Annotated in this window: 13 protein-coding genes; 5 read left to right on the top strand and 8 right to left on the bottom strand. The window is 43.2% G+C overall.

The annotated features are described in order from the left end of the window. Window positions 1-51: 51 nt before the first annotated feature. Window positions 52-471 carry a YybH family protein gene (locus PQG45_RS01420; protein WP_316070155.1) on the top strand — a complete coding sequence of 140 codons (420 nt, stop codon included), beginning with the start codon at window positions 52-54 and terminating at the stop codon, window positions 469-471. On the opposite strand, the gene PQG45_RS01415 is transcribed toward PQG45_RS01420, so the two are convergent. From PQG45_RS01415 to PQG45_RS01390, 6 genes are all read right to left on the bottom strand, one after another. Then, a complete protein-coding gene (locus tag PQG45_RS01415; protein WP_316070154.1) occupies window positions 468-1,067 on the bottom strand; it encodes a protein-tyrosine-phosphatase in 600 nt (199 codons plus the stop codon). The two genes, PQG45_RS01420 and PQG45_RS01415, sit on opposite strands and share 4 nt — an antisense overlap. Before the next feature lie 100 nt (window positions 1,068-1,167). Continuing rightward, the gene (locus PQG45_RS01410; protein WP_316070153.1) at window positions 1,168-1,674 is read right to left on the bottom strand and encodes an ArsI/CadI family heavy metal resistance metalloenzyme; all 507 of its coding nucleotides are present in this window, start codon (window positions 1,672-1,674) and stop codon (window positions 1,168-1,170) included. A gap of 2 nt (window positions 1,675-1,676) precedes the next feature. Continuing rightward, the gene (locus PQG45_RS01405) at window positions 1,677-2,012 is read right to left on the bottom strand and encodes an ArsR/SmtB family transcription factor (protein ID WP_316070152.1); all 336 of its coding nucleotides are present in this window, start codon (window positions 2,010-2,012) and stop codon (window positions 1,677-1,679) included. A gap of 178 nt (window positions 2,013-2,190) precedes the next feature. After that, window positions 2,191-3,621 (bottom strand): amidohydrolase, encoded by a 1,431-nt coding sequence (locus PQG45_RS01400; RefSeq protein ID WP_316070151.1) that lies wholly within the window; start codon window positions 3,619-3,621, stop codon window positions 2,191-2,193. Window positions 3,622-3,624: 3 nt separating this feature from the next. Continuing rightward, the gene (locus PQG45_RS01395) at window positions 3,625-4,446 is read right to left on the bottom strand and encodes a diacylglycerol/lipid kinase family protein (RefSeq protein ID WP_316070150.1); all 822 of its coding nucleotides are present in this window, start codon (window positions 4,444-4,446) and stop codon (window positions 3,625-3,627) included. Then, on the bottom strand, window positions 4,439-4,867 hold the full coding sequence (locus PQG45_RS01390) for a CBS domain-containing protein (protein WP_315575912.1): 429 nt from the start codon (window positions 4,865-4,867) through the stop codon (window positions 4,439-4,441). The genes PQG45_RS01395 and PQG45_RS01390 overlap by 8 nt, the downstream gene beginning before the upstream one ends. Before the next feature lie 92 nt (window positions 4,868-4,959). Here PQG45_RS01390 and PQG45_RS01385 point away from each other — a divergent pair, with 92 nt between their 5' ends. From PQG45_RS01385 to PQG45_RS01370, 4 genes are all read left to right on the top strand, one after another. Further along, window positions 4,960-5,676, top strand: coding sequence for an SDR family oxidoreductase (locus PQG45_RS01385; protein ID WP_316070149.1), 717 nt, complete (start codon window positions 4,960-4,962; stop codon window positions 5,674-5,676). Window positions 5,677-5,748: 72 nt separating this feature from the next. Continuing rightward, the gene (locus tag PQG45_RS01380; protein ID WP_316070148.1) at window positions 5,749-7,053 is read left to right on the top strand and encodes an MFS transporter; all 1,305 of its coding nucleotides are present in this window, start codon (window positions 5,749-5,751) and stop codon (window positions 7,051-7,053) included. Beyond that, window positions 7,053-8,000: a carbohydrate kinase family protein gene (locus PQG45_RS01375; RefSeq protein ID WP_316070147.1), complete on the top strand. Its 948-nt coding sequence runs from the start codon at window positions 7,053-7,055 to the stop codon at window positions 7,998-8,000. The genes PQG45_RS01380 and PQG45_RS01375 overlap by 1 nt, the downstream gene beginning before the upstream one ends. A gap of 5 nt (window positions 8,001-8,005) precedes the next feature. Further along, complete coding sequence (locus PQG45_RS01370) at window positions 8,006-9,934, top strand: alpha-amylase family glycosyl hydrolase (RefSeq protein ID WP_316070146.1); 1,929 nt, start codon at window positions 8,006-8,008, stop codon at window positions 9,932-9,934. A gap of 159 nt (window positions 9,935-10,093) precedes the next feature. Here PQG45_RS01370 and PQG45_RS01365 read toward each other — a convergent pair whose 3' ends face one another. Both PQG45_RS01365 and PQG45_RS01360 read right to left on the bottom strand, forming a co-directional pair. Next, window positions 10,094-10,972: a sugar phosphate isomerase/epimerase family protein gene (locus PQG45_RS01365; protein ID WP_316070145.1), complete on the bottom strand. Its 879-nt coding sequence runs from the start codon at window positions 10,970-10,972 to the stop codon at window positions 10,094-10,096. A 63-nt stretch (window positions 10,973-11,035) separates the two neighbouring features. Next, window positions 11,036-12,937 carry a pectinesterase family protein gene (locus PQG45_RS01360; RefSeq protein WP_316070144.1) on the bottom strand — a complete coding sequence of 634 codons (1,902 nt, stop codon included), beginning with the start codon at window positions 12,935-12,937 and terminating at the stop codon, window positions 11,036-11,038. Window positions 12,938-12,971: the final 34 nt, after the last annotated feature.

Here is a 12,971-nt window from a genome sequence, read left to right as displayed (position 1 = left end):
AACCGACATGTGTCGACAAAATTTTACTTACTTTATGGAAAAATTAATCCCATGAAACTCGTTGCTTTTGTCCTTTTGACACTTCCCATCTTTGCACAAACAAATAAAGACGTTTCTACTATTAAGTCTGTCCTGAGTACGCAGGAGAAACTTTGGAACGAAGGCAAAATAGAGGAATTCATGGAATATTATGCCAAAAGCGAGGACTTAAAGTTCATTGGCAAAACGGGTGTCACGAAAGGTTGGGCAGCGACACTAAAGCGTTACCAAACCAGTTATCCCAATCGGGAGACGATGGGAACACTTTCCTTTGATATTCAAGAAGTGGATGTGACGGCTAGCCAAACCGCTTGGGTGCTAGGTCGGTGGAATCTCAAAAGACCTAGCCTCGGTGATGTAGGTGGCTATTTTACATTATTAATTAAGAAAATCGATGGCCGCTGGTTGGTGGTAAGAGACCATACTAGCTAAACCCGCGAAAACACATAAAACATCTCACTTGCAATCTGCCGAGAGCGCTCATCGTACATGGCAGCTTCTTGATCCGTGTCATCAAAGGCTTTCGGATCTTCATAACGAACGGGGATTCGAACTTCCGCACCCGGGATAAACGGGCAATTTTCGTCCGCATGTGAACAAGTCATCACGGTAGCGAAGCCTGTATGTGGATTAATCACATCGTCGTATAATTTAGAAAATACATTGATAGGACGTGAATCTTCCGTGTGCAAGACAAAGTAAATCGGATTGGAATGTCCGTGTTTGGAAACGATGAATCCCATACGTTCTAGGGAAGCTATCGTTCGTTCGTTGCAAGCCGTTACCTCTACCCCACCGGAATAACATTGAGCGGCCAATTGAAAATAATCGGCAGCGGTTTGTGCCCAAATCTGAGAAAACTGAGAGCGTCTCGAGTTGTGTGTACAAATAAAATTCAAACGAATTGCTTGTTCCTTTTCCCGCTTGGATTTGATGTATTCAATTAAGGGTTGTAGAACCGCTTTGCGTTCTTCCGAAATTTCCAAGGATAATATGGATTCGAGTTTTTCGTTCAGGATATTGTTCATATGAGAAAAAGACTTCTAGCTTTAAGCTTTGGCAATCCTTAAAGGTTTGCCAAAGCTAGCCGTTATAAACGAGATTTTGGATTCAAATACTGATAATTTATTAACAACATCCAGAACCTGGAGCACAGGTATTTGCAGCTTGCGCTTCAACCATTTTAAGTTCAATTTTTTCAGCTACGGGAGGCATGCAGCACGCGGATGCATCTTGGGATTCATAATGTGGATCGTTGAATTCTGCATCTTCATGAAAGTAATAAACTTCCCACTGAACGCCATCAGGATCCGTTGCCCAAAATTTGTCCTGCACCGCATAGCAACATGACGTACCGATTTCCTCTTTCGAAACGATACCTTGCGCACGCGCTTTTACTAAGCGATTGGACATATCTTCAAAAGTCTCTACTTGAAAACCCAAGTGACCAAAGTTGGCCTGAACGCGCTCCGGATTTTCAATAAAGGAGATAATCAAGGATGGACTATCTAGGACATATTTGGCATATCCTGGCTTAACCTTGGTAGCTGGCTGGCCAAAAAATGTCGAATAAAAATTCACAGATGCCGCCAAATTGCTGACATAAAGTGATACGTGCATACGTGGAAAGCTCATAATTAACAGCAGTTAGATTGTTGAGAAACGAAATAATTTTCAAAAAATGAACCGAACAGTTGGCTGAATTCCGCCCACTTCTCCGGATTGATGCAATAACAAACGGACACCCCTTCAATGGTGCCTTGAATAAAACCGATCTCTTTCAATTCGCGCAGGTGCTGCGAAATGGTCGCTTGTGCCAAACCCAATTCCGAAATCAAATCACCATTTATACAGGTTTTTGATTTGACCAAATATTGCAAAATGGCCACACGCGCTGGATGTCCTAACACTTTCGCCATTTGGGCGATTGCATTTTGTTCATCGGTAAACAAATCTGTTTTGGTTATTCCCATTGCTATATCATTACATTGCAATATTACGATGAATGAGTGTAATAAAAAAACCTCGAAAGGTTTTTTTATTTTGTGCTGCCTACCTTTGGCAATCCTTTAAGGTTTGCCAAAGGTTAAGGAGGGGGCAGCAAAAAGCTACGATTTTTCAAACAAATACCGTTCGAAAAAACTGATATTTTTAGTCTCGGTAGTTCAAGGCAGGTTTTCGATCGCCCAATAAACTCTTGTATTGGAATTCAGTACCGCGTTTATTTAACCACTCCAAACGTGCATCTTCGATCAACACAGGTTTTTTAAATAAATCCATCGCAGTTAAGGCAAGGGTTTTGGCAGCGACCAACATCCCTTTCTTACCAATTGTCATACCGCCGGCTGCGACGGCTTGCCAACTATGCGCTGCGGTTCCAGGCACCCAGGTCGCTGCACCGAGTCCCACCGTAGGCACAACCCATGAAACATCGCCCACATCTGTAGATCCTCCCCCGCTGGGATCCGGGTGATTCAAAAACACTTGATTCGTGGTTGACAAATCAATCACTTGCATGCCAGGTGTTTGTTGGAGCTGTTTTGCGAAGGCTTGTTCCGTCGCCGACAGGCTATACCCGCCGACAGATTTTAGATTGGACCCCATGACAGCTACTAAATGCTCATTCGGCAAAACCTCATATACACCACCAATTAATTCCACTTCAAAACGTGTCCCTGTTCCCAATGCAGCACCTTCTGCCGCTTTTTCAATACGGTTCCAAACGTCCATAACAACATCCCGTTGAGGAGAGCGCACATAATAATACACTTCGGCATAATCCGGAACAATGTTGGGTGCTTTACCCCCATTCGTAATCACATAATGAATGCGTGTAGATGATGGCACATGTTCGCGCATCATGTTGGCCATGTGATCCATCGCCTCGACCGCATCTAACGCAGAACGTCCCCGCTCAGGAGATGCCGCGGCATGTGATGATAAACCATAAAAACGAAATTTACCTGCCTTATTGGCAAGCGAAGAAGAAGCCGATACCGTATTTTCATCATTGGGATGCCAATGCAACATGACGTCTGATTGACTGAATAAGCCCGCACGAACCATATACACTTTTCCTGAACCACCCTCCTCGGCAGGGCAACCATATAATTTGATCGTACCTTTTTGGCCAGTTTCCTTCATCCATTCCTTCACTGCAATGGCTGCAGCGACAGAACCCGTTCCAAACAAATGATGCCCACATGCATGGCCCGAATTCCCACCTAAACTACGTTTGGTTGGGATGGAATCTTGTGATAATCCAGGCAAAGCATCGTATTCTGCCATAATTCCAATGACCGGTTTTCCTTGGCCAAATGTCGCCACAAAGGCCGTGGGTATATCTGCTACACCAGCCTCAACTTGAAAACCCGCTTGACGTAAGGTCTCTTGGAGCAATAAGGAACTTTGCTTTTCCTTGTAGCCTACCTCGGCAAAATTCCAGATCTTCTGAGCAATTTGACCGTATTGATCGGAACGATTTTGGATGGATTGAATGACTTTTTTCTTATCCGCTTCTTGACCAAATGCGGAGAGCGTAATAATAAATAAGGCTGCGACAGCCATAATTCGATGAAGCATAATTTATAAGTTAATAGGTACGATAAATTCAAATTTAGCCGGAAGAACCTGAAATTCAAATGTTTTGGATTCCAAAACTTCGCCATCCACCTGAGCGCGTAAAACGCGATCGCAGGAAATGGTTTGCTGGCGAATTCGTGAAAAATTCAAAAAAGGTAAGTGCACATGCTTCCCTGCTTGTATGATGGGCATGTAAATTAAACGCTTCCAAACAGGCAAAGGCTTGCAAACCATCATATCTAATTCGCCATCTTCAATCGATGCCATGGGAAAAAAATGAAATCCGCCACCTGCCCGAGATGAATTAAAGACCATACATAAAAAGACAGGAAGTCCCGAAATCCGATAATGCTTAAATCTGAACAAGGCAGGAATTGCCGCCAAATAATACCCTAATCCGCCTTTGATGTAGCGAATCGCCTCCATCGAACGCAAGACCTCTCCTTCAATACCAATCCCCACGCCATTCAAGAACAACATTTCATTTACTTGACCTGCGTCAACGGACTCAACTTTTGCTTCCAGGATTGCCAATAAATGCATTTCACGCGAAATATCACCAAAAAGCTTCCAATAAAAATCATTGCCCGTCCCTCCTTTAAATAGTCCAATCGGCAAGGAACATGCAGGATATCGATTCACAAAATAATTAAACGTCCCATCGCCCCCCATCACCCAAACTTCATCGTAAGGCGCCAAAGAATTTGGCCATTTTTCGTCGAAAATAGCGAGATCCATTTCCACGCGCGATTTGACCCAATTCACATAAGCGTTTAATTGATCTCGTTTCGATGGATTTATTAAAAAAGCAACTTTTTTACGCATGTATGTAATTTTTCAAGTGTTCAATTGTTTCCAAATGATCTTGAATCGTCGCTTTAATCAAATCATTGCTGGAAATAATTCCAATCATTTCACCATTTTCGACCACCGGAAGATAACGGATATTGCGTTCCGACATCAATATCATGCAGACTTCAATTGAGCTTCCGAGTTCGACTCCTGGTAAATCCGTGGTCATAATTTCAGATACGGCCGTATCCGAAGAATTTTTATCTAACAATATCACCTTACGTGCATAATCACGTTCCGTCAAAATACCGCGGTATTGACCGTGATCCATGACCACGACCGAGCCCACGTTACAATCTTGCATCAATTGCAAAGCCTCGATAATCTTTGCATTCGAAGGAATCGAAATTACCATCGCCCCCTTCTTGGTTAAAATGTCTTTGACCTTTTTCATGGCTTATCTAGATTAGAATTGTATAAATTAATAGAAAAATAATTCAATAAACAAGCTCCGCGCAATCCACATAAATTTAGTAAGTTTGAACTATGAACAATAACTACCCTACCGCCATCATTTCAGGAGCCTCTCGAGGTATCGGTCGTGCATTAGCACTTTTACTCGCGAAGCACAACTTCCAACTAAGCCTTATCGCACGAAATGTAGGTGAATTAAAAGACCTAGCAGCGGAAATTACCGAAATGGGTCACAGACCTTTGTACTTTGCAGGGGATGTTTCAGACGCTACATTTGTTCAGCAGGCGGTCGAAAAAACAGCACATACATTCGGTAAAATCGACTACATGATTAATAATGCGGGCGTAGGAGCTTTTGGGCCAACGGATTCTTATACCGAAGAAAAATGGGATCAAGTATTCGATACAAATGTCAAAGGGACGTTTTTATGCTCACAAAATGTATTGCCCCACATGCGCGCAGCGAAAAAAGGCCACATCATTTCCATCGCTTCAGATGTTGCCAAACGGGTATTTGATGGAGGATCTTTATACTGCGCGTCGAAATATGCCCAACACGCCTTCACGGAAGCCCTTCGTAAGGAGGTTCGCAAAGACGGCATCAAGGTTTCCTGCGTTTATTCGGGATTAGTAGATTCCCATTTCCATGCAGAACCGCAAGGCGATTCCAGCCATCATACTTGGTTGAGCTCGGAAGATATGGCTGACAGCATCTATTATGTAATGAATCAGCCCGCACATGTGGTCATCGACGAATTGATGATTCACCCGCTTTCACAAGAATATTAGTTGAACAGTGTAGAACTGTTTGCCCATCAACATCAGATTAATTAAATTTAATCTGAAAATAAACCTATTGCTATGTCATTGAAAAAACCCTCGCTTAGTTTCAGTCAAATCATCAACATGAACGTTGGTTTTTTTGGCATACAATACAGCTTCGGTCTCCAACAAAGTGCAGTTAATCCCATATACGATTTCTTAGGCGCTAGTCCGGATGAGATTCCTTTATTGAATTTAGCTGGACCTGTGACAGGTTTATTAATTCAGCCATTTATTGGAGCGCTTTCAGATAGCACTTGGCATCCACGCTGGGGCCGCAGAAAGCCCTATTTCTTTATTGGCGCACTTCTTTGCAGCATTTGCCTTTTATTATACCCATTTAGTTCATCTCTATGGATGGCGGCAGGATTATTATGGATTTTAGATGCGGGAAATAACACCGCGATGGAACCTTATCGCGCATTTGTCGCGGATAAATTGAATGAGGAACAACAACCCACCGGCTTTCAGATGCAAAGTTTTTTCACGGGTTTTGGCCAAACCTTAGCCAATCTATCGCTATTCATTTTCCCCTTAATTTTCATAGGCAAAACAGGTTCATTACCCACTTGGGTGTATGCATCCTTCTTTTTAGGGGCTGTTTGTTCGATTGGTTCGATCTGGTGGAGCATGCGAACAACGTCGGAGATCGAACCTTCCGCCGGAGAACTAGCTCAGATTCGTTCCAAAAAAGTAAGTGTTACGGAATCTATTATTGAAATATTTCAAGCCATCAAGGTCATGCCAAAAGTCATGTGGCAATTAGCGCTCGTGTATTTATTCCAATGGTATGCCCTCTTTTGCTATTGGCAAAATTCCTCCAAAAGTATCGCCTTATCCGTCTGGAATGCAACTCCGAAAGGCAATCCTGAACTCTACGAAAAAGCCGTTTCTTGGACAGGATTGGTGAATGGCTGGTACAACATCGTTACATTCCTATCGGCCTTAGCCTTAGCCAATTATGCAAAAAAATACGGTGCCAAAACGGTCCATATGACTTGCCTTTTATTAGCCGCTGCGGGATTCCTAGCTTTCCCTCATATCGAAAACAAGAACCTATTATTCTTTGCTATTTCAGGCTTTGGAATCGGTTGGGCCAGCATGATGGGCATCCCCTATTTGTTAGTTGTAAGTGACATTCCCAAAGAACGTTATGGGGTCTACATGGGCATCATCAACATGATGATTGTAATACCGATGATCTTTCAAAATATATCGTTTGGCTATATTTTAAAGCACTTTTTGGACAATGATCCAAGAAATGCGATTACCTTTGCAGGCGTGTTATTGGCGATTGCAGCCGTAGCGACAGCTTTTATTAAACCATCCCCAACCAAAGCCTAATGAGTGTATTGTGTATTGGCGAAGCCTTAATCGACATGATTTGTACCGATAAAGGATCAAGCCTATCCGACGGACAAAATTTCTTAAAAAAACCAGGAGGAGCTCCTACGAATGTGGCTGCTGCGATTGGAGCCCTAGGGGGTTCCGTAGCACTATCGGCAAAAGTAGGCAACGACCCTTTTGGCAAACAATTGAATCAGGTCATGTCGGAGTTTAATGTAAACACCCAACATGTGCATTTGGATTCGAATCACTTTACGACGTTCGCGTTTGTATCGCTGATGCTGGATGGAGAACGCGATTTTGTGTTTAATCGCGGGGCAGATGCCGAATTAACAGTAGCGGAAGTCAGTCAGATCGACCTGACACAGACTACTATTATTCATTTTGGTTCGGCGACCGCATTCTTAGATGGTCCGCTTAACGCAGCTTATTATCACTTACTGGAAGCTGCCAAAAATGCAGGTAAAACAATCAGTTTTGATCCCAATTACCGACACCTATTGTTTGGCGACAAACAAGAAAGCTTCATCAAGCAATCTTGGATTTATCTGAAGCAAGCGCATTTTACGAAGCTAAGTGATGAAGAAGCGATGTTGATTACCGGTAAATCTTCTTTAGAGGACGCTGCAGCAGATTTATTGGCCAACATCCCTGGAGTCTTTACGATTACGCTTGGAAAAGATGGTACACTGTTGGGGCTTGAGGGAAAAACATACATTATTCCAAGTATTCAAATTAAGCCAACGGACACAACGGGCGCAGGTGATGCCTTTGTGGGAGCCGTATTATACCAACTTGACAATGCGTCTTTAAATCCTTCGAATTTAGGATTTGATGGGTGGAATAAAATCATCCAGAATGCCAACAAAGCCGGCGCTCGAACCTGTGAATACATGGGAGCGATGGAAGCATTTAAACATTTGAATAACAGCATTTTTAATTAATATCCGTGTACAACCCAGCTCTTCAAAACAAGCTCCATGAGCTCGTAAAAACGCATAAAATCAAGGACGCTAAATTCGTAGAACGATTTACGGCGAATATCGATGATATTCAATCGCATTTTAACGCGATTTATGGCAATCATCCACAGTCGGCACAATTATTTCAAAGCCTTTTAAATTCCATTTGTCAGGCATTTGTCGACCGTTCCGATGATCTGAAGAAACGCGATGCACAAAAGGAAGCGAAGGGCCAATGGTTTTTAAGCCAGGAGCTGGTAGGAATGAGTTTATACGTGGATCGGTTCGCTGGCCAAATCAATGACTTACCGAGTAAACTACCGTATTTACAAAAGCTAGGAGTTAATTTCTTACACTTGATGCCTTTATTTAAAAGTCCTGAGGGAGAGAGTGATGGAGGATATGCGGTAGAGGATTTTCGGGTAGTTGAAGATCGTTTGGGGAGCATCGAAGATTTACGCAATTTCCAGTCGACCTTGCAAAAAGAGGACATGTACTTGATGATTGACATCGTCTTGAATCATACCTCCCATCACCACGAATGGGCAAAACTAGCAAAATCAGGCATCAAGGAATATCAGGAGTATTTCTACATGTACGACGACCGTCGGATCCCCGATCAAATGGAGGAAACGATGCCCGAAATTTTCCCGGAAAGTTCGCCAGGAAGTTTTACCTACGACGAGAAATTAGATAAATGGGTGATGACGGTTTTCCATCATTACCAATGGGATTTGAATTACACGAATCCAAAGGTTTTCATTGAGATGTTGGGCAATGTATTTTACTATGCCAATTTAGGTGTAGACGTCGTTCGCATCGATGCACCAGCGTTCATTTGGAAGCAAGTAGGTACAACCTGCCAAAACCTTCCCGAGGCACATCAATTATTGCAATTGATCAAAATGTGTACGGAAGTAGCCACGCCGGGTATGGCGATTTTGGGTGAAGCCATTGTGGCTCCAGCCCAAATCATGGAATATTTTGGTACAGGACGTTATGCGACACATGAATGTGATTTCGCTTACAACGCGACGCAAATGGCCGTTCAATGGGATGCTTTGGCAACCGGTGATGTACGCATCATGCAAAACGCCCAGCATGAATTGCTTCGTAAACCATTGGGCGCAACCTGGTTGACCTACACCCGCTGCCACGATGACATCGGATTAGGATATGATGATTACATGATTGATCAAGCAGGTTTTACACCCTATGATCATCGTTCCTATATCAAAAACTATTACAGCGGCGCTCATCCAGGATCTCCTGCGAAAGGAGCCTTATTTGCGGTAAATCCGAAGACCCAAGATGCCCGATTATCGGGCTCATTGGCAGCCTTATGTGGATTAGAATACGCCATCGATCACAATGATCCGGCTGGAATTCAAACATCCATCAACAAGATTATCCTCATGCAAGCCATGAGTATGTTTGTGGGAGGTGTGCCGATGTTATTCTATGGTGACGAAGCGGGTTATACGAATGATTATAGCTATTTGGAGGATTCCGGCAAGAGTTATGATAACCGTTGGATGCACCGACCGATCATCGATTGGGAACGCAATAAAGCGGTAGATAAAAAAGGCACCACCGAAAATCAAGTCTATTCGGCGCTCCAAAAATTAATCAAACTGCGTCGATCGTTACCGATTGTTGCTGATTTGAAAAATATACAGTGGTTGGAAAACCAAAATAATTCCATCGCCGGATTTGTTCGCTTTAATGGTTCTGAGAAAATCACTTGTTTATTTAATTTCAGTTCAGCACCGCAAAGTATCACATGGTTCATCATGGATTCGAAGGGGCAGCGTCCAGCACAGGTGCAAGATTTATGGTCGGGTGAAACCTTAACCGTGGGCATGGACCATGATCATTTGGAATTGGCGCCTTATCAGTTTAGGATACTTAGGTAAGAGGTTAGAGGTTAGAGGTTAGAGGTAGAAGCTATTGATTTTGATTCCCCAGGCTAAAGCCTGGGGTTTTAAAATTCCCTTGGTTTTTGCATAGGCCATAAAAAAAAACGCGGGACATACATCCCGCGCTTTCAAAGAATCAATCATTAATCTAATCTATTACAACAAAGGTCCTATATTCTTTTTACCGATTGTTAAACTTTCAATCGCGTCTTTTGGCATATCATGCTCAATAAAGAAATGCTTCATGCCTGCGATGGATGATGCATCCAAAATGCGTTTGAAATTCACAATACCTGAGCCAGCTGGCACGATATTTTTAAATCCTTCATCAAAATCCTTGATGTGACACAAGGGGAAACGACCCGGCTGAGCTTTGAATAAAGCCACTGGATCTACCCCTGCTTTCGTTGCCCATCCCAAATCCAATTCGAATTTCAATAGATCTGCTGGGATTTCTTTCGAAAATACCTCGAATGCTTTTTGGCCATCAACATCCATAAATTCACGATCATGGTTATGATAACATAAGGTCAAACCTGCTGCATTCGCAATCTTGCCCGCTTTGGTTAAAACCTGCACAGCCTCAGCCACCTCTTCCTTATTCTCTACCGGAATATTCGCACAGACCAAATACTTCACTGTTGTCCCCTTCAAGGAGTCCACAATCGCTTGCGCATCATCCCGCAAATTATTCATACGTGGCATCTTTGACGTATCAAATCCTGGACGTGGTTTAAACGGGGCTCCCATCACATGATGTGAAACCCAATTCATGCCTAATGATTTATTTAAGTCTGAAAATTCCATAGCTGACATGCCATAAAATCCACCGATACGGCTAAAAGCAGATTCAATATCCTTATATCCTAAATCCGCAATTTTCTGCATGTTCCCCTTCACATCCTGATCCAAAGTCATGAATAAGGTAAACAACTGCACACCCATCGGACGAGGAGCAGCATTCAATATGGAAGGTAAAAAGAACGAGCCAGCTAAATAAGCACTCGATTGCTTGAGGAAATGTCTTCTTTCCATGAGATTTTAAATAGGTTTAGAGGTTTGGCACAAATTAATGTATTTTTTTGATACAATAAAAGCTTATTTCCATTTATCTCCAAAAACCCAGGTAAAATTAACGTCCGACGATTTGACATTTGTATTCGTTTGATGCCAAGCAAAATCTCCGCCAGCACGATGGCAATCCGCATAAAATATTCGATGACCCCAAGCTAATTTTCGGTCGCCCGACTGGTAGATCGGAGCATCAGCCATGTTTTGATCGAAGTTGCAATTGAACAAAAATAACTGCGCCTCTCGGTGGTAGCGACCTAATTTATAACCCGGATCGCCGATGAACCGACAATTTTTCAACACGGATTTCGCCCCTTCTTCTCCGGATCCATCATGCCAAATCGCGGCACTCATGTTGTGGCAAATGAAGGTGCAATTCTCTGCCAATGCGTATCCACGCGGGCAATACAAATCCACCCCACCCTCGATCTCACAATCATTGAAATAATACATTCCGGCATTCACATCCCAGGGACTCATGGTATCCCCACCTCCGGACCGAAAGGTGTAATGCTCGAAGCGCAATCGCGTAGCGCCCGGCATGGTACGAACTGCAAATTGATGTCCATCCACCCGAACGATTTTCTCCCCATCCTTTTCCCCTGACTCACGCGGCAATGCATATTTCTGAACCGTACTGACCGACGTCTTCCCAGCCTCATTTGTACAGGAAATTGTGATATCTTGCTTCGTAATCAACCCATAATCATTGATAACCGTCATGTTTTCAAAACTCAAATCATGGCCCTTGATATTCAAGACACCGGCACCATAATCATCCGGATTTGAACAACGCCAAATATCGCGCGCTTGCGTAAACTTCAATACAACACCTGCACGCGATTGACCTATCAAGCGCAAATCATGCCGAAGTGAATCGATGTAAACTTTCTCTTTATATATGCCGTTTTTTATAAAAATGGTTTGATTATTTACCCCTCTGTTAACAGCCTCCTGAATCGTTCTTACATCCCCTGACCCATCCTGTGCTACAGTAATTTGTTGCATGAATTGATCCATTAACTGCACAGTCTTGTCAAACCATTTGTTAAACAACAAAAAAGTATGTGGCGATTTTTCATGGGTAAACACATCCGTCAGAATACCGAATTGGTTCATTTGAGCACGAAAATCATCCCTTCCCGCATGCATCCTTTCATTCCCTGAGTTGATAAATAACACCGGCGGATCTTGCTTGGATACATGGTGCAAAGCAGATGCTTGGTTCCAAAGCACAGGATTTTCCGTTTTGGTATAGCCAAAATAAGCAGTCGCCGCAGATGTCCGAACGCGATCATCTCCTTCCCCACTTTCCGGATGGATATAGGCCAGAATACCATCTAGGTCAATAATACCTTTGATTTTTTGTCCCTTCCCAAAAAGGTTTTCATCCTGAACGGATCCGAGCAATGCAGCCATTTGGCCCCCGGCAGAATAACCTCCCACGAAAATTTGCTTGGCATCGATGTGGAGTTTCGATGCATGTTGGTGTAAATAAATTAGTGCAGCTTGCGCATCAAGCATCGCAGCGGGATAGAGCGCTTCTGTAGACAATCGATACTCTGCTAAAAAGACCCGATAGCCCTTGGTAACTAAGGCTTTTGCCAACATCACATGCTGTGAGCGATGACCCGTTCGCCAACCGCCGCCATGAAAAAACAATAAAGATTTTCGGGAATTTTTATCCTGCGGCTCGTATACATCAAGCACTAATGATCTTTGGCCCAACTTTTTATACACCAAGGTTCGGGTTGCTTTCACTTGAGAAGCGGTTAATTCCGCCAACAGGAGACTTGGATCCTCTTTCAGCGCGGATTTCCATGCCGAATAATTCGCGAACGAGCTGTCGGGAATACCCGCAACCCCTTTGGTATTTTGTGCCAACAAACCCTGGCAAACAAACAGTAGTATGATTCCTATCTTGCGCATATTTTCTAAAGGCGTAAAACCGAAATATATAATC

Source organism: Aquirufa regiilacus, from assembly GCF_032470275.1.
Taxonomy (GTDB): Bacteria; Bacteroidota; Bacteroidia; order Cytophagales; family Spirosomataceae; genus Aquirufa; species Aquirufa regiilacus.
This window is presented reverse-complemented; position numbering and strand designations above follow the sequence as displayed.